At 66.0% G+C, this 24,289-nt stretch carries 19 protein-coding genes; 6 read left to right on the forward strand and 13 right to left on the reverse strand.

The genetic code is table 11. From position 1 onward, the window contains the following. Nucleotides 1-83: 83 nt before the first annotated feature. From hslO to parE, 4 genes are all read right to left on the reverse strand, one after another. Entirely contained in the window at nucleotides 84-998 is a 915-nt protein-coding gene (hslO, locus tag SP5_RS03945; RefSeq protein WP_042484405.1) for an Hsp33 family molecular chaperone HslO, read from the reverse strand. A 133-nt stretch (nucleotides 999-1,131) separates the two neighbouring features. Further along, on the reverse strand, nucleotides 1,132-2,052 hold the full coding sequence (argF, locus tag SP5_RS03950) for an ornithine carbamoyltransferase (RefSeq protein ID WP_042484408.1): 921 nt from the start codon (nucleotides 2,050-2,052) through the stop codon (nucleotides 1,132-1,134). 53 nt (nucleotides 2,053-2,105) lie between these two features. Then, the gene (locus SP5_RS03955; protein ID WP_042484410.1) at nucleotides 2,106-3,296 is read right to left on the reverse strand and encodes an aspartate aminotransferase family protein; all 1,191 of its coding nucleotides are present in this window, start codon (nucleotides 3,294-3,296) and stop codon (nucleotides 2,106-2,108) included. Between the two features lie 91 nt (nucleotides 3,297-3,387). After that, nucleotides 3,388-5,367 (reverse strand): DNA topoisomerase IV subunit B, encoded by a 1,980-nt coding sequence (gene parE / locus SP5_RS03960; RefSeq protein WP_042484412.1) that lies wholly within the window; start codon nucleotides 5,365-5,367, stop codon nucleotides 3,388-3,390. Nucleotides 5,368-5,519: 152 nt separating this feature from the next. Between parE and SP5_RS03965 the strand changes: the two genes are divergently transcribed. Next, nucleotides 5,520-6,380 (forward strand): outer membrane protein, encoded by an 861-nt coding sequence (locus SP5_RS03965; protein WP_042484416.1) that lies wholly within the window; start codon nucleotides 5,520-5,522, stop codon nucleotides 6,378-6,380. A gap of 190 nt (nucleotides 6,381-6,570) precedes the next feature. Here the strand turns inward: SP5_RS03965 and SP5_RS03970 are convergent, their stop codons facing one another. After that, nucleotides 6,571-7,227 carry a GcrA family cell cycle regulator gene (locus SP5_RS03970; RefSeq protein WP_042484419.1) on the reverse strand — a complete coding sequence of 219 codons (657 nt, stop codon included), beginning with the start codon at nucleotides 7,225-7,227 and terminating at the stop codon, nucleotides 6,571-6,573. Nucleotides 7,228-7,315: 88 nt separating this feature from the next. Here SP5_RS03970 and SP5_RS03975 point away from each other — a divergent pair, with 88 nt between their 5' ends. From SP5_RS03975 to queE, 3 genes are all read left to right on the forward strand, one after another. After that, on the forward strand, nucleotides 7,316-8,167 hold the full coding sequence (locus SP5_RS03975) for an ABC transporter permease (RefSeq protein WP_042484440.1): 852 nt from the start codon (nucleotides 7,316-7,318) through the stop codon (nucleotides 8,165-8,167). A 189-nt stretch (nucleotides 8,168-8,356) separates the two neighbouring features. Continuing rightward, complete coding sequence (gene queC, locus SP5_RS03980) at nucleotides 8,357-9,076, forward strand: 7-cyano-7-deazaguanine synthase QueC (protein ID WP_281177305.1); 720 nt, start codon at nucleotides 8,357-8,359, stop codon at nucleotides 9,074-9,076. A gap of 4 nt (nucleotides 9,077-9,080) precedes the next feature. Then, the gene (gene queE, locus SP5_RS03985; RefSeq protein WP_042484422.1) at nucleotides 9,081-9,713 is read left to right on the forward strand and encodes a 7-carboxy-7-deazaguanine synthase; all 633 of its coding nucleotides are present in this window, start codon (nucleotides 9,081-9,083) and stop codon (nucleotides 9,711-9,713) included. A 139-nt stretch (nucleotides 9,714-9,852) separates the two neighbouring features. On the opposite strand, the gene SP5_RS03990 is transcribed toward queE, so the two are convergent. The 7 genes from SP5_RS03990 to SP5_RS04015 form a co-directional block, all read right to left on the reverse strand. Beyond that, entirely contained in the window at nucleotides 9,853-10,650 is a 798-nt protein-coding gene (locus tag SP5_RS03990; RefSeq protein WP_042484424.1) for a LytR/AlgR family response regulator transcription factor, read from the reverse strand. Beyond that, nucleotides 10,647-11,786, reverse strand: coding sequence for a sensor histidine kinase (locus tag SP5_RS03995; protein WP_172839688.1), 1,140 nt, complete (start codon nucleotides 11,784-11,786; stop codon nucleotides 10,647-10,649). The genes SP5_RS03990 and SP5_RS03995 overlap by 4 nt, the downstream gene beginning before the upstream one ends. A 130-nt stretch (nucleotides 11,787-11,916) precedes the next feature. Then, nucleotides 11,917-14,670, reverse strand: coding sequence for a TonB-dependent receptor (locus tag SP5_RS04000; protein WP_042484427.1), 2,754 nt, complete (start codon nucleotides 14,668-14,670; stop codon nucleotides 11,917-11,919). Nucleotides 14,671-14,989: 319 nt separating this feature from the next. Further along, nucleotides 14,990-17,122: an NAD-dependent DNA ligase LigA gene (gene ligA, locus SP5_RS04005; protein ID WP_245613395.1), complete on the reverse strand. Its 2,133-nt coding sequence runs from the start codon at nucleotides 17,120-17,122 to the stop codon at nucleotides 14,990-14,992. Between the two features lie 65 nt (nucleotides 17,123-17,187). Further along, entirely contained in the window at nucleotides 17,188-17,361 is a 174-nt protein-coding gene (locus tag SP5_RS19000) for a hypothetical protein (RefSeq protein WP_158069228.1), read from the reverse strand. Nucleotides 17,362-17,481: 120 nt separating this feature from the next. Then, on the reverse strand, nucleotides 17,482-19,143 hold the full coding sequence (recN, locus tag SP5_RS04010) for a DNA repair protein RecN (protein ID WP_042484429.1): 1,662 nt from the start codon (nucleotides 19,141-19,143) through the stop codon (nucleotides 17,482-17,484). Nucleotides 19,144-19,360: 217 nt separating this feature from the next. Continuing rightward, a complete protein-coding gene (locus SP5_RS04015; RefSeq protein WP_042484431.1) occupies nucleotides 19,361-20,296 on the reverse strand; it encodes an outer membrane protein assembly factor BamD in 936 nt (311 codons plus the stop codon). 195 nt (nucleotides 20,297-20,491) lie between these two features. Between SP5_RS04015 and SP5_RS04020 the strand changes: the two genes are divergently transcribed. Continuing rightward, nucleotides 20,492-21,316 (forward strand): pirin family protein, encoded by an 825-nt coding sequence (locus SP5_RS04020; protein WP_042484434.1) that lies wholly within the window; start codon nucleotides 20,492-20,494, stop codon nucleotides 21,314-21,316. Nucleotides 21,317-21,371: 55 nt separating this feature from the next. Here the strand turns inward: SP5_RS04020 and SP5_RS04025 are convergent, their stop codons facing one another. Next, nucleotides 21,372-22,820, reverse strand: a complete 1,449-nt coding sequence (locus SP5_RS04025; protein ID WP_084220554.1) for a S41 family peptidase — start codon at nucleotides 22,818-22,820, stop codon at nucleotides 21,372-21,374. Nucleotides 22,821-23,025: 205 nt separating this feature from the next. On the opposite strand from SP5_RS04025, the gene SP5_RS04030 reads away from it, so the two are divergent. Further along, nucleotides 23,026-24,198: a glycosyltransferase gene (locus SP5_RS04030; RefSeq protein WP_042484436.1), complete on the forward strand. Its 1,173-nt coding sequence runs from the start codon at nucleotides 23,026-23,028 to the stop codon at nucleotides 24,196-24,198. Nucleotides 24,199-24,289 lie beyond the last annotated feature (91 nt).

Consider the following 24,289-nt stretch of genomic DNA (forward strand, 5'->3'; position numbering starts at 1 on the left):
CCAAAGGCCGTCCTATGTGGAAGCCCCCCCCTCCGTCAGCGCTGACGCGCTGCCACCTCCCCGTTCCGGGGAGGATTTCAGGATCAGGCCGCTGCTTCCGCGTCGAAGGGCACCGGAAACTTCTTCGCGCAGAAGGCGCAGTCGACCTGGATCAGGCCATCCGCATCCGCCATCTCGCGCCGTTCCTCGACCGAGAATTTGGTGATGACGCTGGCGATATAGTCCGCCGAGCAGCGGCAACCGCGTACGATCGCCGGGCTTTCCGACACGCGGACATTCTGTTCCTCGTTGAACAGCCGCCACACCAGCGTCTCCAGCGGCAGCGCGGCATCGGCCAGCTCCTCGACCTGCATGGTCTGGCCCAGTGCCTGGACATGCTCCCATTCGGGATGGTCGAGCTTGACGTGCAGGCGCTCACGGCCTTCCTCGCCCTCGGGCAGATGCTGGAGGAACAGGCCGCCCGCGACGGTGCGTCCGTCCGGCCCCTTGGTTATTCCGACACGCAGCAGGCTGGGGATCTGCTCGGACTGGATGAAATAGCTCTCGGCGGCGCTCGACAGCGTGTCGCCGTCCAGCGGCACGATGCCCTGATAACGCTCGTCGGTCATCGCCAGGTCGAAGGTGATGGCCAGATAACCCTGCCCGAACAGCGCGAACAGCGTCGGTTCTGCGGGCAGCTCGGCCAGACGGTCCTCGTCATATTGGACATAGCCGCGCAGCTCGCCACCGCGATAATCGCACACCAGCAGCCGGATCACGCCGCTGTCGCTGCGTGTCTGGATGGTCAGCTGGCCACTGGTGTCCTTCAGCGTCGCGCCCATCAGCGCGGTCAGGGTCAGCGCTTCGGCCAGCAGCCGTTCGATCGCGGGCGGATAGGCATGGGCCGCCAGAATCTCGTCCAGCACCGGGCCGAGCCGAACCAGCCGCCCGCGCGCATGATGCTCTGGGATGATGAAACCGATCGCGCGGTCGAGGTCGGGCAGGGTGATGTCGGTCATGCTCGTGCCTTTACGCACCGGAGGAAATCCGGGCGATATGGTGCCGGTATGGCAGGGGAAAGAGAAAAGGCCGACGAACCCGCCAGCCTTTCCATAGATAGTATGGCCCGGCCTGCGATCAACCGAGCCGATTTCACACTTGGCCGAAGCACCAGCGCAGCACCGATTTCTGGGCATGGAGGCGGTTCTCCGCCTCCGGCCAGATCAATGACTGCGGACCATCGATCACGTCGCCCGTCACTTCCTCGTCGCGGTGCGCGGGCAGGCAGTGGAGGAACTTCGCATCCGGCTTGGCCAGCGCCATCAGGTCGGCATTGACCTGATAGGGCATCATCGCGGCCAGCTTTTCCTCGGCATGGGCCTGGCCCATCGAGATCCAGGTGTCGGTGACGACGATGTCCGCCCCCTCGACCGCCGCACGCGGATCGGTGGTGCAGGTCGCGCGACCCTGGCCCAGCGCCAGCGTGCCCGCTTCCGGGTGATAGCCGGTGGGGCAGGCGGCAACCACCTCGAAGCCGAGCAGCCCGCCCGCCTCGACGATCGAGTGCAGGACATTGTTGCCGTCGCCCAGCCACGCGACCTTCAGGCCGGTCAGGGTCTTGCCCGCCTCGATCACGGTCAGCAGGTCGGCCATGATCTGGCAGGGGTGCGACAGGTCGGTCAGGCCGTTGATGACCGGCACGGTCGCGTAATGCGCCATTTCCTCGACCTTGGCATGGTCGTCGGTGCGGATCATGATCGCGTCGGTATAGCCCGACAGGATGCGCGCGGTGTCGGCGATCGTCTCGCCCCTGCCCAGCTGCATCGTGCCCGCATCGAGAACGATCGAGGTGCCGCCGAGCTGGCGGATCGCCATGTCGAAGCTGACGCGGGTACGGGTCGAGTTCTTCTCGAACACCATGGCGAGCGTGTGGCCCGCGAGTGGTGTGTCGGCGTCGACGCGACCCTTGGTGAAACCGGCGCGGGCGGCCTTGCGGGCCTGCGCGTCCTGCAAAATGGCGGTCACACCCTCGGGACCGGCGTCGGCGAGGTTCAGGAAGTGGCGGATCGTCATGGGTCGGTACTCCGTCCCCCGGCGGTTATGCGCCGCCGGGGTGGCAGGGATCATCAATCGTCGGCGGCGGGGACGTAGACGCGCGCGGCGTCGGACAGCTTCGTCGCGAACTCGGTGATGTGGCTTTCGTCGATGACCAGCGGCGGCAGGATGCGGATGACATTCTCGCCCGCCGCGACCAGCAGCAGCCCATGATTATCGCGGCAATGCGCGACGAAACGACGGCTGTCGCTCTTCATCTTCAGGCCCTGCATCAGGCCATGGCCGCGCACTTCCTCGAACAGATGGTCGAAGTTGGGGATCATCTGTTCGAGGGTGGAGCGCAGGCGCTGGCCCATCGCCTCGACATGTTCGAGGAAGCCCGGCTCTTGGATCACGTCCAGCACCGCCTCGCCCGCCGCCATGGACAGCGGGTTGCCGCCATAGGTCGAACCATGGGTGCCGATGACCATGCCCTTGGCCGCTTCCTCGGTCGCCAGGCACGCGCCCAGCGGGAAACCGCCGCCGATCCCCTTCGCCACCGCCATGATGTCGGGCGTCACGCCGTACAGCTCATGCGCGAAGAACTTGCCCGTGCGGCCATAACCGCACTGCACTTCGTCCAGCACCAGCAGCAGGCCATGCTCGTTGCACGCCTTGCGCAGGCCTTGCAGGAATTCCATGCTGGCGGGACGCAGGCCGCCTTCGCCCTGGATCGGCTCGACCAGGAAACCGGCGGTGTTCTCGTCGATCAGCGCCAGCGCCGCTTCCAGATCGTCGAACGGCGCATAGGCGAAGCCGGGCAGCAGCGGCTCGAACCCGTCGCGCATCTTGGGCTGGTTGGTCGCCGAGATTGCACCCAGCGTCCGTCCATGGAAGGCATTGTTGAACGTGATGAGCGTGTGGCGCTGCGGATTGCCATTGGCGAAGTGATAGCGGCGCGCGGTCTTGATCGCGCACTCGACCGCCTCGGCGCCCGAATTGGTGAAGAACACCGTGTCGGCAAAGGTCGAATCGACCAGCCGCTGGGCGAAATGCTCGCCCTGCGGGCTGCCATACAGGTTCGACACATGCATCAGCGTCGCGGCCTGCCTGGCGATGGCCTCGACCAGCTTCGGGTGGCCATGGCCCAGCGCGTTGACCGCGATCCCGGCGGCGAAGTCCAGATACTGCTCGCCGTCCTCGCCGTACAGATAGACGCCCTCGCCTCGGACCGGACGCACCCCGCACCGTGGGTAAACGGGCATCAGGGCGGTGATGGTCACGGGACGTCTCCTTCAAACAGCAAAGGGCGGCATCAAGGGCCGCCCTTCGCCACGATAGCCGATAGCAAAAATCGAAACAACACCCGCCCGATCAGGCGTCGATCACCTCTTCATCCAACCGTGCCGCATTCTCCTGGATGAACGCAAAGCGGTGGGCTGGGTTGTTGCCCATCAGGCGGTCGACCAGGTCCTTCACGCCTGCACGCTCCTCATATTCCTGGGGCAGGGTGATGCGGATCAGGCTGCGGCTGGCGGGGTCCATCGTCGTTTCGCGCAGCTGGCCGGGGTTCATCTCGCCCAGGCCCTTGAAGCGGGCGACGTCGACCTTCTTGCCCTTGAAGGCGGTGCGCTCCAGTTCGGCGCGGTGGGCGTCGTCGCGGGCGTAGAGCGACTTGGCGCCGACCGTCAGGCGATAGAGCGGCGGTTGCGCCAGATAGAGATGCCCGCGCCGCACCAGATCGGGCATTTCCTGGAAGAAGAAGGTCATCAGCAGCGTGGCGATATGCGCGCCGTCCACGTCTGCGTCGGTCATGATGACGATCTTTTCGTAGCGCAGCTGGGTCGGATCGCAATCCTTGCGCGTGCCGCAGCCCATGGCCAGCGTCAGGTCGGCAATCTCCTGGTTTTGCAGAATCTTGGCCGAGGTGGCGCTGGCGACGTTCAGGATCTTGCCGCGGATCGGCAGGATCGCCTGCGTCTTGCGGTCGCGCGCCTGCTTGGCCGAGCCGCCTGCCGAGTCGCCCTCGACGATGAACAGCTCGGTGCCTTCGGGGCTGTCGGCCGAACAGTCGGTCAGCTTGCCGGGCAGGCGCAGCTTGCGTGCGCTGGTCGCGGTCTTGCGCTTGACCTCGCGCTCGGCCTTGCGGCGCAGCCGCTCGTCCATCCGGTCGAGCACATAGCCGAGCAGCGCCTTGCCGCGATCCATGTTGGCCGAGAGATAATGGTCGAAATGGTCGCGGACCGCCTTTTCGACCAGACCGGCGGCTTCCGGGCTGGTCAGCCGGTCCTTGGTCTGGCTCTGGAATTGCGGTTCGCGGATGAAGACCGAGAGCATCAGTTCGGAGCCGACCATCAGGTCGTCGGCGGTGATGTCCTTGGCCTTTTTCTGGTTCACCAGCTCGCCGAACGCGCGCAGGCCCCGGACCAGCGCCTGGCGCAGGCCCTGTTCATGGGTGCCCCCATCGGGGGTCGGGATGGTGTTGCAATACCAGCTATAGCTGCCGTCGCTCCATAGCGGCCAGGCGACGGCCCATTCGACGCGGCCCTGTTCGGCCGGGAAATCCTGGTTGCCCGAGAAGAAATCGGCCGTCGCGCATTCGCGGCCGCCAATCTGCTCCTTCAGGTGATCGGCCAGGCCGCCGGGGAACTGGAACACCGCCTCCGCCGGGGTGTCGTCGGTGATGAGTTCGGGTGCGCAGTGCCAGCGGATCTCGACGCCCGCGAACAGATAGGCCTTGGAGCGGACCAGCTTGTGCAGCCGCGCAGGCTTGAAGTGGAGTTCGGGGCCGAAAATCTCGGTGTCGGGCGTGAAGGCGACGCTGGTGCCACGCCGGTTGGGGGCGGCGCCGACCGTCTCCAGCGGACCCAGCGTCGCGCCCTTCGCGAAGCGCTGGCGATAGAGGATACGTTCGCGCGCCACCTCGACCACCGTGTCCGACGACAGCGCGTTGACCACCGAGATGCCGACGCCGTGCAGGCCGCCCGAGGTCGCATAGGCCTTGCCGGTGAACTTGCCGCCCGAGTGGAGCGTCGACAGGATGACCTCCAGCGCCGACTTGTCGGGGAATTTGGGGTGCGGATCGACCGGGATGCCGCGCCCATTGTCGACGATGGTCAGGCGGTTGCCCGGCTCCAGCTTGACCTCGATCCGGTTGGCATGGCCCGCCACCGCCTCGTCCATCGCATTGTCGAGCACTTCGGCCGCCAGATGGTGCAGCGCGCGTTCGTCGGTGCCGCCGATATACATGCCCGGGCGACGACGAACCGGCTCCAGCCCTTCCAGCACCTCGATCGAGGAGGCGTCATAGGCGGGTTGGGGACGGGCACTGCCCGCGAACAGATCATTGGACATAACGGGAACTATAGGCGCTGCGGCGCGCTTGCGCCAGCTTCGTGGCGCGTGGCAGGATTGCAACAAAACTTTGCCGAAAATCCAACATGGGATATTTCCACGGGGCCGGACCGTTGGCCCGTTACCTTTATGCCAAGGGTACGGGAGTGATAATGATGAAATTCTGGATGGCGGGGGCCTTGGCCTCGGCGATGATCGCCGCGCCGGCCATGGCGCAGGACGGCACCTATACGGGCGCGGACGACGCGCCCTTCTCCGGCGTCTATGTCGGCGGCAGCGTCGGCTATGACGTGCAGCCCAATGATGTCGGCTCGCGCTTCCTGTTCGACCGCAATCTGGATGGGCGGTTCGGCGACGTGGTGACGACCTCGACGGGCGCCAACGCCTTCTCGCCGGGCTTCTGCAACGGCCGTGCGCGCAGCGTCCTGTCGCCGCAGAACGCCGCCACCGGCTGCGACAACGACAAGGACGGCATCGCCTATTATGGCCGGGTCGGCGTCGACCATCAGGTCGGCAACATCGTGTACGGCGCAGTGGGCGAGTTCGGTAAGTCGGAGATCACCGACAGCGTCTCGGCCTTTTCGACCACGCCTGCCTGGTACACCATGACCCGCAGCATCGACTGGGAAGCCTCGGTCCGCGGTCGCGCCGGTTATGCCGCGAACAACACGCTGTTCTACGGCACGTTCGGCGGCGGCTATGCCCGGATCAACCGCGAGTTCGCGACCTCGAACGGGTCGAACGCCTTTGCGATCGGCGGCAAGCGCAACCAGTTCGGCTTCCTCGGCGGCGGCGGTATCGAGCAGAAGATCGGGCGCAACTTCTCGATCGGCATGGAATATATGTACCACCAGTATCGCGACGACGATACGCGCGTCCGGGTGACGCAGGGGTCTGCGCCCGCGAACAATCCGTTCGTGCTGGCGCCGAATACGGCGGGCACGGATATCCGCCGGTCGGACGACAAGTTCCGCTGGCATTCGCTCCGCGCGACGGCGGCGTTCCGGTTCTGAGGTGAGGGGGCGGTTCCTGTCGGGGCCGCCCTTTGGTGAGTTGGGGCGTGCACTTCGACTTTGCTCAGTGCCAACGGAGGTTTGACCCTAAACGCCGTTCAGCCTGAGCGAAGTCGAAGGCCAAGGGAACCCGCCCGCCAACGAAAAAGCCCGCCGGTCGCGAAACCGGCGGGCTTTTTTCATTCCCGGATCAGCGGACGCGCGGGCCGCCAAAGGGCAAAGGCGGCGGCGGGCGGCGGTCGCGGCGGGGCAGCTGCGCCTGATAGGCGTGGCCGCAATGCGCGACGCAATAGGGGAAGCCCGGATTCACCTTGTCGCCGCAGAAGTGGAAGTCCGGCTCGCCCGGATGGCCGATCGGCCATTTGCAGATACGGTCGTTCAGGTCGAGCAGCGAGGTCTTGCCCGCCATTTCGGGGCTCGGCTTGGCGGGGACCAGGCGGCGCGGCGGGGCGGGCGAGGGCGGGGGCTGCTGCTCGCCGGGCGACTGGCGCACGAAGCCACCCGGACCGACCGACCGCAGGATCGGCTGCGGCTCGCGCGCCTTGGCGGGTTCCGCTTCGACTTCGGCGTCCGGCTCGTCCTCGGCAACGAAGGGCGAGGGCTCCGGCTCCGGTTCCGGCGCGGGAGGCGGCGGCGGGGCGGCCGCGACCACCGGCTCGGCAGCAGGGGCGGCGGCGGGCTCATTGGCCTTCACCGGCGACGGGCGCGCCTGAAGACCCAGGCGGTGCGCCTTGCCGATTACCGCGTTGCGGCTGACCCCGCCCAGTGCTTCGGCGATCTGGCTGGCGGTCTGACCCGCTTCCCACATCGTCCTGAGCGTATCGATCCGCTCATCGGTCCACGACATTCGAAACCCTTCCTCACTTCAATCATCGCACCGGCCGGTCACTCTACCGGGTTGCAGGCGGCCACGGCAACGGTTACGCGCTATGGCGATGAGCAGCCAGCCCCCTATCGGCGAAATTCCCTCGGCGGTGCGCGCCGCCCCCGGTGAGCCCGTAATCCGGAACATCAACTGGGGCGGCCTCAAGACCCTCTATATCAAGGAGGTGCGCCGTTTCTTCAAGGTGCAGCTCCAGACGATCTGGGCGCCGTCGGTCACCACACTGCTTTACCTCATCATTTTCACCACCGCTCTGGGCGGCCGCCATGCCGTGCCGGTCGCGGGGATGCAGGTGCCGTTCGCCGATTTCATCGCGCCGGGCCTGATCGTGATGGGCATGATGAACAATGCCTTCGCCAATGCCAGCTTCTCGCTGCTGGTCGGCAAGATCCAGGGCACGATCGTCGATTATCTCATGCCGCCGCTCTCTACCGCTGAACTGCTGGCCGCGCTGGTCGGCGGGGCGGTGACGCGCGCCGTGCTGGTCGGGGTGACGGTGTGGGCCGCGATGGCGATCTGGCCGGGCGTGCATGTGACGCCGCACGCCTTTTTCGCCGTGCTGTGGTTCGGCCTGCTTGGCTCGGTCTTTCTGGCGTTGCTGGGTGTGCTGACCTCGATCTGGGCGGAAAAGTTCGACCATGCCGCCGCCGTCACCAATTTCGTCGTGGTGCCGCTGTCGCTGCTGTCGGGCACCTTCTATTCGGTCGATGGTCTGGCCCCGGCGTTCCGCGCGATCAGCCATGCCAACCCGTTCTTCTATGTCATCTCGGGCTTCCGCTACGGCTTTCTCGGGCTGGCCGACTCGCCGGTGACGCTGGGCGGGTTCGTCGTGCTGGGCATCGACATCGTGATGGCGGTCCTCTGCTATGTCCTGCTGCGCAAGGGCTGGAAATTGAAGAACTGAAACGGATCGGCTTTTCCGTTTCTTAACCATCAGAATGTTAGGCGGAGGTTCTGCTTCCGTAGCGGAATTCTCCCTCGTCCGGGTCCTCAGCATGCCCGGCCAGGTCCTTGGCGGGACTGATTTTTCGGTCCCGCCCTTTCTTGCCGCCTCTCAAGCTCGACCCCAACACGGCATTGCAACCGCGCGCCAATGGGCGTAGCGGTCGCCCCCATCATGACATCTTCTGCTCCCATGGCGGTCGTGCTCGTTTCGGGCGGGCTGGACTCGATGATTTCCGCTGCTTCGGCCAAGGCCGCCGGCTATCGCGTACTTGCGCTCTCGGTCGATTATAACCAACGGCACAAGGTCGAACTGGCCGCCGCCGCGCGAGTCGCCGAGTCGCTGGGCGCCGAGCGCCACATCGTCCTGCCGCTCGACCTGTCGGCCTTTGGCGGATCGGCACTGACCGCCGATATCGACGTGCCCAAGGACGGCGTCCAGCCGGGCATCCCCGTCACCTATGTGCCCGCGCGCAACACGATCTTCCTCAGCCTCGCGCTCGGTTGGGCCGAGGCAGCCGGCGCGCGCGACCTGTTCATCGGCGTCAACGCGCTCGACTATTCGGGCTATCCCGATTGCCGCCCCGAATTCATCGCCGCCTTTGAAGGGCTGGCCGAGATCGCGACCAAGGCGGGCGTCGAGGGACAGCCTTTCAAGATCCACGCGCCGCTCCAGCACATGACCAAGGCCGATATCGTGCGCGAAGGCACCCGGCTGGGCGTCGATATGGGGATCAGCTGGTCCTGCTACGACCCGACGCCGGAAGGGCTGCATTGCGGCGAATGCGACAGCTGCCGCCTGCGCTCGCGCGGGTTCGAGGAAGCGGGCATCCCCGACCCCACCGCCTATGCGGTCAAGCCGCAGGGCTGAGCCGATGAGCTATGCCGTCAAGGAAATGTTCCTGACGCTCCAGGGCGAGGGCGTGCAGGCCGGGCGGCGTGCGGTGTTCGTGCGCTTTGCGGGCTGCAACCTCTGGTCGGGCCGCGAGCAGGACCGGGCGAGCGCGATCTGTCGCTTCTGCGATACCGATTTCGTCGGAGTCGATGGCCTGGGCGGTGGTCGCTTTGTCGATGCGGCGGCGCTGGTCGCGGCGGTCGAGGGGTTTTGGGGCGCGTCGCATGAGGAGCGTTTCGTCGTGCTGACCGGCGGCGAGCCGATGCTCCAGGTTGACGATGCGCTGGTCGATGCGCTTCACGCGGCGGGCTTCTTCATCGCGATCGAGAGCAACGGGACGCTTGCCGCCCATCCGCGACTCGACTGGGTGTGCATCAGCCCCAAGGCGGGGTCGGAGGTCGTCCAGCGCTCGGGCCAGGAGCTGAAGCTGGTCTGGCCGCAGGCGGGGATCGACCCGGTGGAGGTCGAGAGCTGGGATTTCGCCAACCACCTGCTCCAGCCGCTTGACGACCCGCGCGCCGAGGCGAATCGCGAGGCGTGCATCGCGATGGTGATGGAGCGGCCGCGCTGGCGGTTGACGCTTCAGACGCACAAGATGCTGGGATTGCGGTAATCGTTATTCCTCCCCGGTACGGGGAGGTGGCAGGCCAAAGGCCTGACGGAGGGGGGCTTCCGGAGAGGTCGCCCTTTGCCGCTCTCCCCCTCCACCATGCTGCGCATGGTTCCCCTCCCCTTGCAGGGGAGGAATTGGCTCAGTGAACGAACCGCGCCACCACGTCGCGGTAGCTGCGCGACACCTTCACCTGCGCACCGGATTCGAGCAGCAGGAAGCATTCGCCATTCGTATGCGGCTTCACCTGCTTCACCAGGTCAAGGTTCACGATGGTGGAGCGATGCACTCGCTGGAACCGGCGCGGATCGAGCCGCTTTTCCAAATCCTTCATCGTCTCGCGCAGGACCAGCGAATTGTCGCCGGTGTTGATGACCATATAGTCGCCCGCCGCCTCGATCATCTCGATCGTGTCGACATCGACGCGGAAGATCTGGCCGCGATCCTTGATGTTGATGAGCTTCTCGAACCGGCTCGAGGCCACTTCGCCGCCCTCGCTCAGCTCGGTCACCGCGTCGGGGGCGTGCTCGGCGAGCACTTCCTTCAGCTTCTCGACCTCGCCCGCGCCACGCTTCTCGTTCAGGCGCTGGCGCACGCGGTCGAGCGTGTCGGCCAGACGCGCTTCCTCGACCGGCTTCATCAGGTAATCGACAGCCTGCGCCTCGAACGCGCGCAGGGCATGGTCCGAGTAGGCGGTGACGAAGACGAACAGCGGCGGCTCGACCTCCATCAGGCCCTGGACCACCGAAAAGCCGTCGAAACCGGGCATCTGGATGTCGAGGAAGACGAGGTCGGGCTTGTGCGTCTTGATCGCGCGGATCGCCTCGCGCCCGTTCGAGCAGCGCTCGATGATCTCGACGTCGTCGTGCGCCTGGAGCCGAAGCTCCATGCCCTGGATCGCCAGGGGCTCGTCGTCGACGAGGATGGTACGGATGGTCATGCGGCCTCTCTGTTCACATTCTCAAGCTGGAAGGGGATCTCGATCTCGACCGAGAAGCCTCCAGCTGGCGCGGAGCGGGATTCGAAACGGTGATCCGGGCCATAGGCCTGGGCCAGCCGTTCGCGGATATTGGACAGTCCAACGCCGGTCGAAACGCTTGAGGAATGACGGATTTCGTGCAAGCCGGGGCCGGTGTCGGATACGGCGATCCGCACCCGTTGCCCGACCAGTCGCACATCGACGCGGATTTCCGCGCCTTCCTCCTGCGGCGTGACGGCGTATTTGATAGCGTTCTCGACCAGCGGTTGCAGCAGCAGCGAGGGCAGGCGCGCACGCTCGGCCCGCGGATCGATCTCGAAACTCGGACGCAGGCGATCCTCGAAGCGCATCTTTTCGATTTCGAGATAGAGTTTCAGCGTTTCAACCTCTTGCGCCACGGTCACATGCGCCGTGGGCTCGTTCGCCAGCGTGTAGCGGAGGAAGGCTGACAGCCGGCTTAACATCGCATTGGCCCGTTCGGTCTGTTTCAGCAGCACCAGCGTCGAGATCGAGTTCAGCGTGTTGAACAGGAAATGCGGGTTCAGCTGATAGCGCAACATCGCCAGCTGCGCGGTCGAGGCCTGCAGCTCCAGCGCACGCATCTCGTCGATCTGGCTCTCCACGATCAGATAATAGTTGATCGCGAAATACAGCGCCGACCAGCCCGCCAGCACGACGAAGGTGATGAACAGGTTGCCGATCAACAGGGTGACGGTGACGCCCGGCTGGGTCGTGGTGATGAACGAGAAGGAAAAGGCGTTGAGCGCGGCGTACAGGAACGTCGCCGCCGCCAGTGTCGCCAGCGTCAGGAACACCCCCATGATGCGCGGGATGCGCCGGTAATAACCGTACAGCGTCGAGAGCAGCAGCGTGATGCAATAGCCCAGGATCGCCTCGATGATCACGGGGATGATCTTCTCCAGCGAAAAGCCGTTGGAGATGCCGACCACCGATCGCAGCACCAGATAGCCCGACCACCCGGCCGCCTGCAGCGTCCAGAAGGCGCGCGCCTTGTTCTCGAAAAACGGCCGCACCGACAGGGGATCGGAGGCGGGGGGCGAAGCGGGGGATGTCGCGGCGGGCGAATGACTGGCCATGGCCGGGCGACATCTACACGGCCTGTGGGGGAAGGGCAAAGATTGGGGACGGGGGGCAAAAAAGAAGGGCCGCCCTTCCCGAAGGAAGGGCGGCCCGGAAGCTATCCGGCGCAGACGCCGGGTAGGCGGCTTAAAACTGCGTGTTGAGCGACACGATCAGTGCACGCGGCGAACCGATCTGCACGAAGGGCAGTGACGAGACGACATTGGCCGTCTGACCCGCCTGACCCAGGCCGCCGACATAGAAAGTGTTGAACACATTCTGCAGGTTCAACTGGATATAGGTCTTGTCGGTGCCGATGCCGGTCCAGCCAAGCGCAATGCGCGCGTCGAGATCGACGGTCGTGTAACCGGGAGCATAGGCACCATAGGTCTGGTACTGAATGCCGCGCGTTCCGCTGAACGACGCAGGAACGTTGGCAACGGTCGGGCAGACATTGTTGATGAGCGCCACGGTGCAGGCGAACTGCGGCAGATTCTGATCGTTCAGATAACGACGCCCGGTGCGCTTGGCTTGGATACCCAGATCAACCGGACCCAGCGAGGCCTGAGCGCGACCGCCGAAGGTGTAGACCGGCGCGCCCGACTCCCGTTTGCCAGCGGTCAGCGCATAGACCGGCGCACCAGCGGCCGAACAGTTCGTCGTGGTGTTGGCGGCGGTCAGCGTGGTCGGGCAGCGGCCCAGCACGACGTCGTTCTTGATCTCCGACTTCAGGTACGAACCGAAGACATAGAGCATCACATCGTCGATCGGACGATAGGCGATCGACCCGTCGATGCCGTACTTATCGACGCGACCCAAGTTACGATAGATCGTCTGCTGGGTATCGACGTCATAGGCCGAGGCGAGGCGATTGCTGAACTTGGTGTACCACAGGCCGACCTGCGCCTGAATGCGGTTGGTTGTGTAGCGCGCACCCAGATCGAAGTTGTCCGAGAATTCGGGCTTCGGGTTGGCCGCCTCGGCGCCTGCCGGATAATACAGGGTCTGGTACAGATTGTCGGTGCCCGGAACCTGGAAGCCGCGCGAATAATTCGCGAAGACCGAGGCGCTGGTGTCGAGGCGATAAGTGAAGCCCGCGCTCGGCAGGACGCGGTTATACCGCAGGACGCGCTGCTGAGGCACCGCATAGCCGGTAACCGTGTTGGTTGCGGCGTTATACGAATAGGGGTTCTGAGCGGCATAGGCGGCATTGGCCGCATCGTTGCCGCGACCCAGGCAGTCGACATTGCCGCCGCCCGAGGTGACAAAGCAGAAGTTGTTCAGGTCACGCTTGAACCACGGCGCACGGACACCTGCCTGAATAGTCAGCGCGTCGTCGAAGAACTTGCCGGTATATTCGCCCGACACCTGATCCAGGATCGCGAAGGACTGGCGATCGCGCTTCTGCACCGCAAAGCCGTTAGTTGCGAGGATCGGGTTGTTGATCGGGAAGACGTCGAAAGGCTGGCCGTTCAGCTGAAGATAGCCCAATTCGCCGGTCTGGCGGTGGCGCGCATATTCGTGCGTATAGGCGACACGCAGAGTCTGGCCCGGCATGAAGTCGTAACGCAGCGACGAGATCACGCCGTAGCGATGCGTCACGGTTTGGCTGGGCGCCAGCAGCGTGACGCCGCCATTGGTCGTGGTGCTGCCGACGGTGGTGGTGCGATCGAGCACGTCGCCATCGCCATTCAGGTCACGGCCGAAATAATAATTGTTGCCGATGAAGCCGTAGAAGGTCTGACCGTTCCGCGTGAAGCCACCTTCCTGACCGCGTACCGTACCGCCGCCATTGGCCTTGGTGTACTGATAATACGGGTCGGCCGACAGGACGAGGTTGTCGGCCAGCGTGAAGCGCGAGTTGACGCGGATGTTCGACGTGTTCGACGGGTTGTAACGCTCGTCGAAGCTGGTGCCGCAGCTGTTGGGCACATCGACGGTGCCCGCCGAGGGCGTGTCGATCTGGCAGCGAGGGACATTGTACGGCAGTTCGTCGCGGCTGTTGGGGAAGCGGTTGCTCGAACCCGTGCCTGCCGTGCGAACCGCGCCCGTCACCAGCGTCGGTGCTGCGGCGTTCGGGCCGGTGCCGCCCGTCGAGGTGAAAACGTTGGTGTCGTTGCGCAGGGGTGCCGAACCGAAGAAGTTGTTACGGTTCTGGTTGTAGTGGCCCGAAATGGCGATGAAGTCGCCGTTGCTGCCGATCGGCTGATAGACCTTCGCGTTATACTGCTGCTTGGCGATCTTGCCGTAGTTGTTGAACACGACGTCGTTGGTCGCGCTGCTGCCTGCGATCCAGGCCTTGGTACCCCACGGCGTGAAGACGCCGGTGTTGACTAGGCCGAACACGCGGAAGAAGCTATAATCGCCAACCGAGCCGACCATGCGCGCACCGAATTTGTCGGAAGGCATCAGGCTGCGATAGTTGACGGTCGAGCCGGTCGCGGCGGCGGTCGGCGAGTCGACGTCGGTCGTGCCGAGGTTGACGTTTACCTGCTCGATCAGTTCCGGGTCCAGCTGCTGGTTCGAATAGATCGCGTAGTTGCCGGTATCGTTCAGCGGAATGCCGTCAAAGGTCTGGCTGATGCGGGTTGAGTCGAAACCGCGGATGGTCAGCGTGCCGCCAGCCGAACCGAACGGATCGTTGTTCTGGAAGCTGACGCCCGGCAGGTTGTTGATGATTTCATTGACGCTTTGGCCCGGCGTCTGGCGGCTAATGAACTGCTGGGTCAGGACAGCCTTGTTGCGGGTCGTATCGACCGTCTTGACGCCGCCGACGCTGTCGTTGCGGCTGCCGGTGACGACGACTTCTTCAGCATCCACCGAGCCGGTCGACTGAGCCGAGGCCGCCGCCGGAATGGCGAGCGCAACGACGGCCGCGCCCAGGAAAAGCGAATTACGCATGAGTTATAAGTCCCCTTTTCGCGCGCGAAGCGGCGCGGTCCGGCCGCTTGTGCGGCTCGGTTGAGCGTGCCCCTGCGCTACGAACATTGCCGTTATGTTACAAAGATCGGGGCGGGGACAGGGGGTGCTTCACTCCGTTCGCGGGCGTTGCAGTTTGGCAACGGTCGTGAGAGCGGTAACGGGGTTATCGCCCTATAGAGGGGCCGAATTTTCCCGAGCGCATTGCCGGGTCATCGGCCCTGACGGGGTGACCGGAAAGGTTTCTGGCCACATTGGTCCGAAGGGGATCGTGACGATGGCATCACGATCCCTCCATGTTTCAGCTTGCGGCGACGAGGTCGTTCCAGGCGGCTTCGTCGATCACCCGGATGCCCAGATCCTGCGCCTTTTTCAGCTTCGATCCGGCCCCCGGCCCGGCGATGACCAGATCGGTCTTGGCGGATACCGAGCCGGATACGCGCGCGCCCAGTGCCTCGGCCTGCGCCTTGGCTTCGTCGCGCGACAGGGTTTCGAGCGTGCCGGTGAACACGAGCGTCTTGCCGGTCACTTCCGACTCGCGGGTCTGATGAACGGTGTCGGCGGGCGTGACCTCGCTCAACAGGTCGTCGACGACTTCGCGGTTATGCGACTCGGCAAAGAAGTCGAGCAAGGCGTCGGCGACTTCGGGGCCGATCTGGGGCGTGTCGATGGCCGCGACGATGGCACGCTGACGGCGCAGCTCGAACTTGCGCTCGGGCTCGCCGAGTGCGGGGACGGTTTCGGCACGAACCTTGAGCGCGGCGTCGATCATCGCGCGGAACCCCGCCATCGATACGAAGCGGCGAGCGAGGTCGCGCGCGGTGATCTCGCCGACATGGCGGATGCCCAGCGCGAACAGGAAGCGCTCGAGCGATATGTCGCGCCGCGCGTCGATCGCGGCGAGCAGCTTGTCTACCACCAGCTCCGACATACGCTCGCGCTGGATCAGTGCCTCGCGATGCCGGTGGAGCCGGAAGATGTCGGCGGGCGAGGCGATCAGGCCGTCGCGGAAGAATTCCTCGACCCGGACCAGGCCGAGACCCGTAATGTCGAAGGCGTGGCGCGAGACGAAGTGGATCAGGCGTTCGACGCGCTGCGCCGGGCAGATCAGCCCGCCGGTGCAGCGGATGACGACCTCTCCCTCCTCGCGAGTCGCCAGGCTGCCGCATTCGGGACAATGGTCGGGGAAGATAAAGGGCTCGCGCGGCGTCTCGCGGGTCAGGTTCTCGACGATCTGCGGAATGACGTCGCCTGCGCGTTGCAGGACCACGCGGTCGCCGGGGCGGACGCCCAGCCGTTCGATCTCATCGGCATTGTGCAGCGTGGCATTGGTAACGACGACGCCGCCGACCGTCACCGGCTCCAGCCGCGCGACGGGGGTCAGGGCGCCGGTGCGGCCGACCTGGATGTCGATCTTCTCCAGCGTGGTCTGCGCGCGTTCGGCCGGGAATTTATGCGCAATCGCCCAGCGCGGGGTGCGCCCGACGATGCCGAGCCGGGCCTGCCAGTCGAGCCGGTCGACCTTATAGACCACGCCGTCGATATCGAAGGGCAGGTCGGCGCGCTGCGCCTCGATGGTGCGATAGATGGCCAGCGCGGCACCGGCATCGGGCACGCGGGCAAAGGCGTCGGCGATGGGAAAACCCCAGCGGCGCCACGCCTCGACCATGTCGAACTGGGTCTCGACCGGCACGTCGCTCGCCTCGCCCCAGCCATGCGCCAGGAAGCGCAGGGGGCGCCCGGCGGTGATGGCGGGGTTCTTCTGGCGCAGCGATCCGGCGGCGGCATTGCGCGGATTGGCGAACTGGCGCGCTTCCTTGCCCGTCTCGATGGCCTCCTGCGCCAGTCGGGCGTTGAGTGCCGCGAAATCGGCCTTGCTCATATAGACTTCGCCGCGCACCTCGAACACGCCGGGAGCGGGAATGGCCTGGGGGATGTCGGCGATGGTGCGGACATTCTCGGTCACGTCCTCGCCGATCGCGCCGTCGCCGCGGGTCAGCGCCTGGACCAGCCGCCCGTCGACATAGCGCAGCGAACAGGACAGCCCGTCGATCTTGGGCTCGGCGGTCAGCGTGACGGGCTCGTCCTCGGCCAGCTTCAGATAACGGCGGACGCGGCCGACGAAATCCTCGACCTCCTCGTCGGTGAAGGCATTGTCCAGGCTGGTCATCGGCCGGGCGTGCGGCACCTTGGCCAGATGCGCGGCGGGGGCGGCGCCGACCTGGGTGCTGGGCGAGTCGCTGCGGACCAGATGCGGGAAGGCGGCCTCGATCGCCGTGTTGCGGCGGACCAGCGCGTCATAGTCCGCGTCCGAAATCTCGGGCGCATCCTCGGTGTGATAGAGGCGATTGTGATGGGCGATCACGCGGGCGAGGCTGTTCAGCTCGGCGGCGGCTTCAAGATCGGTCTGGGGCAAGGTCTGGGATACGGTCACGCCGGCCGTGCTAGTCCAGCGGTGACGGGGGGATCAAGCCACTGTGGCAGCCCCGTTCACGCAAGTCAGGAAAGCGTGTCCGCCGCGCGGTGCCTGTCAGACCCCCGAGCCTGATCCGTCATCAGGCTGCGCGCCTGCTCGATATGGATCGCCACCATCGGCAGGTCGAGCTTGTCCGCCAGCGCCAGACAGGAATGGAGATGACCGGCAAGCACGGTCAAATCGTTTGTATCGGCCATCGGAGCAGCAGAGGCGAAAGCATTCGACATCCGATATGTCCATCCCAATCAGGGGACAGCCCAGCCTCCCCGTCCGGTGTTAAGCATATTGGATATAAAATAACTTTCAAGGTCAATCTGTCAGGATTCCAGTAACCGATCGGCCTGTGCGCGGGCTTCGTCGGTAATGGTGGCGCCGGACAGCATCCGGGCGATTTCCTCTCGTCGTTCCCGGGCGCTCAGGGCGCGCACTCCCGTGCGGGTAACGGTCCCGTCATGGCTCTTGGCGATCAGCAGATGCGCCGCGCCGCGCGCCGCCACCTGCGGACTGTGGGTGACGACCAGCAACTGGGTGCGTCCCGCCAGCCGATGGAGCCGGTCGCCGATCGCGGAGGCGACCGCGCCGCCGACGCCGCGATCGATCTCGTCGAAGATCATCGTCGTCGCCCCGCCTTCCTCGGCCAGCGCGACCTTCAGGGCCAGGATGAAGCGCGACAATTCGCCGCCGCTGGCGATCTTCATCAGCGGCGCGAAGGGCGCGCCGGGGTTGGTCGAAATCTCGAATTCCACCCGGTCCTTGCCCGCCGCCGACCAGCCCGAGGGTTCCAGGTTGGCGACGATGGTTCGGAATCGCGCAGCGTCCAGCTTCAGCGGGGCCAGTTCGCTCTTCACCGCCAGATCCAGCCGTTCGGCGGCGGCGGTGCGGGCAGCGGTGACCCTGGCGGCGGCCTTGTCATAGGCCGCGCGCGCGGTCGCGACCGCGGCGTCCAGTCGGCCGATGCCTTCCTCGCCCGCGTCCAGCCGCTCCAGCCGACCGCGCAACTGCTCGGTCAGGTCGGCGAGGTCGTCGGGCTGGACGCGGTGCTTGCGCGCCATGCCGCGCAGCTCGAACAGCCGCGCCTCGTCCTCTTCCAGCGCACGTGGGTCATAAGCGAGTTCGCGTTGCGCCTCGACCAGCCGTTCCTCGGCCAGCGACGCCTCGATCACCGCGCGGTCGATCGCGGCGAGCGCTTCGGCGAGGGCGGGGTGGTCCTCGCCGATCCGCTCCAGCACGCGCGCGGCCTGACGCAGCCCCGCCAGCGCGCCGTCGGAGCCTTGCAGATGCTCGTCGATCGCGCCCAGTTCGCCCGCGATCTTTTCCGACCGCTGCATGGTGCGGCGGCGGTCGGCCAGTGTCTCTTCCTCGCCGGGTTCGGGCGCGAGCTTGGTCAGTTCGGCGACCGCATGTTCCAGCCATTCGCGATCGCGCGCCGCCGTCTCGATCTCCTCGCGCGCGGCGATCAGCGCGGCTTCGGCCTCGCGATAGCGTGCCCAGGCGGCGGCGACCGCGCTCGAGTCGATCCGCCCGAAGCTGTCGAGCATCATCCGGTGCCCGCGCGGATTCAGCAGCCCGCGATCGTCATGCTGGCCGTGGATCTCGACCAGGAAGGGCGCGATTTCCCGGAGCAGGGCAGCGGAGGCGGGCTGGCTGTTGACGAAGCCCCGGCTGCCGCCATCGGCCTTGACCTGACGGCGCACGATCAAGGGCTCGCCCGGTTCGATCTCGATCCCGGCCTCGTCGAGGATGGTGGCGAGGCGGCTGTCGGGGGCAGGGGGCTCGAAACTGGCGGTCACGATCGCCTGGCCCGCGCCGTGGCGGACCAGTCCGCTGTCGCCGCGTCCGCCCAGCGCCAGCCCCAGCGCGTCGAGCAGGATCGATTTGCCCGCCCCGGTCTCGCCGGTCAGGACACCCAGGCCCCGGCCGAAATCCAGGTCCAGAGCCTCGATCAGGACGACATCACGAATGGACAGCGCGGTCAGCATGGCGCGCGATATAAAGCGAAACGGGGGCGGATGTTATCCCCCGCAGGAAAAATGATCCCGATTTGTTCGGGTGGGTCCATATTCTCTCCTCCCCGGTACGGGAAGGGGGACCAGCGAAGCTGGTGGAGGGGGATCACCACCAGGGAGTCCCCTGGGGAGGCCCCCCTCCGTCAGGCCTGCGGCCTGCCACGTCCCCGTGCCGGGGAGGATAGGGTGGTTACCCCGTCGGCGAGCTGTTGTTGCCGGTCGGGGTCGGGCGGCCCGGTGCCGCCGCGCTCGGTGTGGCAGTGTTGCCGCCGCCGGGCAGGCCGATATTGGTCGAACCCGGCGTGCCGGTCGGCACCACGGGCTGGCCCGGCTGGATCGCGGGGATCGGCTGCACCGGATATTCGCGCATCAGCTTATAGGCGCGGTTATACCAGTCGCTGCCAGGATAATTGGCGCCCAGCACGGCGGCGGAGCGCTCCGCCTCGGGGCGGACGCCCAGCGCCAGATAGGTCTCGACCAGGCGCATCAGCGCCTCGGGCGTGTGGCTGGTCGTCTGGTACTTGTCGACGACGGTGCGGAAACGCATCGACGCGGCCAGCCACTGGTGGCGGTCCTCGTAGAAGCGGCCGATCTCCATCTCCTTGCCCGCCAGGTGATCGTTGACCAGATCGACCTTCAACCGCGCATCGGCGGCATAGCGGCTGTTGGGATAGCGGCGCATCAGTTCGCCCAGCGCGTCCAGCGCCTGGCGGGTGATCTTCTGGTCGCGGGTCACGTCCTGGATCTGCTCGTAATAGCCGAGCGCGATCAGATAATAGGCATAGGGCGCGTCGCGATTGCCGGGATGGACCGAGATGAAACGCTGCGCCGACTGGATCGACTGGGTATAGTCGCGGCCCAAATAATAGCTGAACGCGCTCATCAGCTGCGCGCGGCGTGCCCAGATCGAATAGGGGTGCTGGCGCTCCACCTCGTCGAACAGCAGCGCCGCCTCCTTATAGCGGTGCTGGTCCAGCCGGTTCTTGGCGGCCGTGTACAACGTGCCGACGTCGCGCGCGACATAGGGCAGGTCGGTGCGGGTACGGTTGCGGGCGCAACCCGCGATCGGAAGGGCCAAAGCGGCGATCAGCGCCAGCGACAGCGCACGGGAACGGGGGTTACGCATCGCGCATGTCCTTAGCGCAGCATTGGGGCGGGGAACAGTCCTTCCCGCATGACCCGTAACGATCGCGCGCATCGAGAGACGACTTGCCATCCCGATAGCGCTCGCGGCATGGGGTTTTGACGGGCCGGGCGGCAGGGAACGCCCCCATGGCCCCGACGGTTTTGCCGTCGCCCGATCGGAAGGAATCGAACGACCATGCCCGCCACGATGCTCCACACCCACCGCGTCGAAAAGCCCTGGGGCCGCCATACGCTGTATCCCGGGTTCGAGGATGCTCCGTCCGATGGCGCCCCCATCGGCGAGGTGTGGTTCCAGGAGCCGGGCGATACCTCGCCCGACCTGCTCATCAAATATCTGTTCACCAGCGAGAAGCTGTCGGTGCAGGTCCACCCGGACGACGAACAGGCCCAGGCGCGTGGATTGCCGCGTGGCAAGGACGAGTGCTGGACGATCCTGACCGCCGAGCCCGATTCGACCATCGCCTTGGGGCCGAAGGCGCCGATGACGAAGGAACAGCTTCGTGCCGACGCGCGCGACGGCTCGGTCGAGGCGGATCTGGACTGGGTGCCGGTGAAGGAAGGCGACTTCTATTACGCGCCCTCGGGCACGATCCATGCGATCGGTGCCGGGCTGACCGTGATCGAGGTGCAGCAGAACAGCGAAACCACCTATCGCCTCTATGACTATGGCAGCGACCGCGAGCTGCATCTGGAGGACGGTGTCGATGTCGCGCATCTGACCCCGTATCAGCCGATCGTCTCGCCGGGACCGGCGGGCGAGGGGCGTGACATCCTGGTCGAGGGGCCGAAATTCGTGCTCGAGCGCTGGGCGGCGGGCGAGCATGCGGTGACCCTGCCCGAGGGGCGGACCGCCTGGCTGATCCCGATCACCGGATCGGGCGAGGTTGCGGGCGTCGCGTTCCAGGCGGGCCAGTGCCTGACTGTGACCGGCGCGGAGACGGTCACGCTGTCGTCGGACGGCGACGCGCTGTTCGCCTATGCGGGCACGCAGCGGCTGTAGAAAAGTCTTCCCTCTCCCCTCTCTCTGTGAGGGGAGAGGGAAGGAAGAACACCCTTTAGAACAGCCCCGGCACGTCGCGCTGGGCGACCGAGGGGCGGGCGGGCTGGAGCAGCTTGCGCGGCCCTTCGCCCGCCGCTTGCGCACTGGCGGTGGCGCTGATCGGCGTGCAGCTCTTGCCCTGCAGGAAGTCGAGCGCGGCGCGGGTCGAGGCTTCCTGCGGGTCACCCATCTTGCGGGTCAGGTCGTCGCTCGCGCGGCAGCTGGCGGGTACGACGCTGGCCAGCCCGTTATAATAATCGCCCTGCCGGTTCGCATTCTGGATGGACAGTGCGATGACGCGCAGCCGGTCGTCGCACTGGGCATTGTCGCGCGCGATCTGACCCACCGGCTTGCCATAGGTATTGGCGCCGATCAGCCCGGTATTGCTGCCCATATAAGGCAGGGTACGGTTCAGCACGAGTTCGCTGGCCGAGGCCGTACCGCCGGTGCCGATAAAGGCCAGGCGGGTGGGCACGATCGATTCGGGCTGCGGCGCGAAATAGGTCGTTTCGTTGTTTGACGACTTGCTGGGGCGGAAGGCGACATAGCCCATCACGTCCGACGTCTGGCGGTTGCCGCCCAGCAGGTTGTTGAACAGGTCGGCGATATCGATGCTGCCGCCGCCATTATAGCGCAGGTCGACGACGACCTGGGTGATGCCCTGTTGCTTGAACGAGGCGAAGGCGGCGCGCAGCTGCGGGTCGGCGGTGCTGATGAAGGTGCGCAGATTGACATAGCCATAGCGCTGGCCGTTGTCGGTGATGATCTGCGTGCCGTAGCGCGGCGATACCGGCTGGAGCGTAAAGTCCGCCTTGGTAATCGCCACGGTGCGGACATTGCCGCCCGACGAATCCGCGACCCGGAAATAGCGGGTGGTCCCTGCCGTGTCGCTGCCCAGTGCATTGTACAGGCCGTTGTTCGGATCGGCGCGGACGATGTCGGCGATCGACTGGATGTTCGAGGCGGTCGTGCCGATCCCTTGGATCTCGGCACCGCGATCGACCCCGGCGGCCAGCGCGGGGCCGCCCTCCATCGATTCGGCGATCAGCAACCGCGACATCGACGCGTCGGTGGTCAGGCGCCAGCCAAAGCCCGCCGAAGCACCCGAATTGTAATACGCATTCTCCTCCTTGATCGAGGTGATATAGGTGAAGAAGCGATCCTTACGCTGCGCCCGCGCGGTTGCGGTCAGCGCGTCGATATAGTCGCTGACCGTCGTATAGGGCGTCGGATCGAGCGAGGCGGGCAGGGTATCCGGGAACAGATACCATTCGTTCATCTGGGCCGAGACCCAGTTCTGCCGGTTGCGCAGCGAACAGCTATTGTCCACCGTGCCGGTCGCGGTGCCGCCGCCAGAGCCCCCGGTATTCGATCCGATCGTGCTGCTGCTGCCGCCACCATCGCCACAACCCGCCAAGGTCGCTGCCAAGGCCAGCAGCGTACCCAAACGTCCGAATCGGCTCATCAAAACCCCCCACCCCAAAAGCTATCGAAGGGATAGCCTATCGTCACGATTGTGTCAGGACCGATCTGTCGAGTTGATGAATGGCCTGTATCTTGGCGGTGATATTTATGATCTTGTAAACCACAGTCGTGGTTCAGGTGGATGACGTCGGCGATAAGATACCGATACGCTGCGTCTTATTGCCTCGACAGGAGTATGAGGTCTCATGCTGAACGTGCTGACCCTGTCGAGCCTGTTTCCCGATGCGACGCGGCCGAATTTTGGAATCTTCGTCGAACGCCAGACCGCCGCGCTGGCGATGCGGCCCGGTATCGCCGTCCGGGTGGTCGCGCCGATCGGCCTGCCGGTCTGGCCGCTGGCGCGCTCGGCGCGGTTTCGGGCACAGGCGGCGCTGCCCTTGCGCGAGCCATGGGCGGGGCTGGACGTCAGCCGCCCGCGCTTCCCGACGATCCCCGGCACGGCCGGGCGCTTCCATGTGGCGGCCTTGGCGCGCGCGCTGACTCCGGTGCTCGACCGGCTATGGGGCGAATCGCGGTTCGATGTGATCGACGCATCCTTCTTCTTCCCTGACGGCCCGGCGGCGGTCGCGCTGGGGCGGCGTTACGGCGTGCCCGTCTCGATCAAGGCGCGGGGGGCGGACATCCACCTCTGGGGCCGCGCACCCGCCACGCGGCATCAGGTCGCGCGCGCGGCGATGCGGGCCGACGGCCTGCTGGCGGTCAGTGACGCCATGGCCGACGACGTGGCGGCGCTCGGCGTCTCGCGCCACCGGATCCGCGTCCACCATACCGGCGTCGACCAAAGCCGTTTCCAGCCGATCGACCGAGAGGCCGCCAAGCAGGCGCTGGGCGTGACCGGACCGCTGGTCGTGTCGCTGGGTGCGCTGATCCCGCGAAAAGGACATGGCGTGGTGATCGATGCGGTGGCTCGACTGCCCGGCGTCACGCTGATGATCGTGGGAGAAGGGGCGGAACGCGCCACCCTGACCGCGCGCGCCGAGCGGGCGGGGATCGCCGACCGGGTACGGTTGATCGGTGCCATACCCCATGCCGAACTGCCGCCTTTGCTGGGGGCGGCGGACGTGATGGCGCTGGCCTCGGCGTCGGAAGGGTTGGCCAATGCCTGGGTCGAGTCGCTCGCCTGTGGAACGCCGGTGGTCATCACCCCGGCGGGCGGGGCGGGGGATGTCGTGACGAGCCGGGTGGCGGGGCGGATCGCCCAGGCCGATCCGGGCGAGTTCGCCGCCGCGATCCGTGATGTTCTGGATCAGGCGGCGGACCCCTGGGCGGTGCGCGCGGCGGTGCGGGACTTCACCTGGCCCGCCAATGCGGCGGCGCTGCACTCGCATCTGGCCGAACTGGTCGCGCGGGGGCGGTAGGAAAATATCCTCCCCGGTACGGGGAGGGGGACCATCCGCAGGATGGTGGAGGGGGCTTTCGGCCAGCTATGACCTGCGTGGAAGCCCCCCC

This window comes from Sphingomonas parapaucimobilis NBRC 15100 (genome assembly GCF_000787715.1).
GTDB lineage: Bacteria > Pseudomonadota > Alphaproteobacteria > Sphingomonadales > Sphingomonadaceae > Sphingomonas > Sphingomonas parapaucimobilis.

Coding starts and splice junctions, on each gene's coding strand:
- SP5_RS03990 (WP_042484424.1), bottom strand. CDS start 10,650: ATGACCATCCGTACCATCCTCGTCGACGACGAGCCCCTGGCGATCCAG.
- hslO (WP_042484405.1), bottom strand. CDS start 998: ATGACCGACATCACCCTGCCCGACCTCGACCGCGCGATCGGTTTCATC.
- SP5_RS04030 (WP_042484436.1), top strand. CDS start 23,026: ATGCTGAACGTGCTGACCCTGTCGAGCCTGTTTCCCGATGCGACGCGG.
- parE (WP_042484412.1), bottom strand. CDS start 5,367: ATGTCCAATGATCTGTTCGCGGGCAGTGCCCGTCCCCAACCCGCCTAT.
- SP5_RS03970 (WP_042484419.1), bottom strand. CDS start 7,227: ATGTCGTGGACCGATGAGCGGATCGATACGCTCAGGACGATGTGGGAA.
- SP5_RS04000 (WP_042484427.1), bottom strand. CDS start 14,670: ATGCGTAATTCGCTTTTCCTGGGCGCGGCCGTCGTTGCGCTCGCCATT.
- queE (WP_042484422.1), top strand. CDS start 9,081: ATGAGCTATGCCGTCAAGGAAATGTTCCTGACGCTCCAGGGCGAGGGC.
- SP5_RS04015 (WP_042484431.1), bottom strand. CDS start 20,296: ATGCGTAACCCCCGTTCCCGTGCGCTGTCGCTGGCGCTGATCGCCGCT.
- SP5_RS03995 (WP_172839688.1), bottom strand. CDS start 11,786: ATGGCCAGTCATTCGCCCGCCGCGACATCCCCCGCTTCGCCCCCCGCC.
- recN (WP_042484429.1), bottom strand. CDS start 19,143: ATGCTGACCGCGCTGTCCATTCGTGATGTCGTCCTGATCGAGGCTCTG.
- queC (WP_281177305.1), top strand. CDS start 8,357: ATGGGCGTAGCGGTCGCCCCCATCATGACATCTTCTGCTCCCATGGCG.
- SP5_RS04020 (WP_042484434.1), top strand. CDS start 20,492: ATGCCCGCCACGATGCTCCACACCCACCGCGTCGAAAAGCCCTGGGGC.
- SP5_RS04025 (WP_084220554.1), bottom strand. CDS start 22,820: ATGAGCCGATTCGGACGTTTGGGTACGCTGCTGGCCTTGGCAGCGACC.
- argF (WP_042484408.1), bottom strand. CDS start 2,052: ATGACGATCCGCCACTTCCTGAACCTCGCCGACGCCGGTCCCGAGGGT.
- SP5_RS03965 (WP_042484416.1), top strand. CDS start 5,520: ATGATGAAATTCTGGATGGCGGGGGCCTTGGCCTCGGCGATGATCGCC.
- SP5_RS19000 (WP_158069228.1), bottom strand. CDS start 17,361: ATGGCCGATACAAACGATTTGACCGTGCTTGCCGGTCATCTCCATTCC.
- SP5_RS03975 (WP_042484440.1), top strand. CDS start 7,316: ATGAGCAGCCAGCCCCCTATCGGCGAAATTCCCTCGGCGGTGCGCGCC.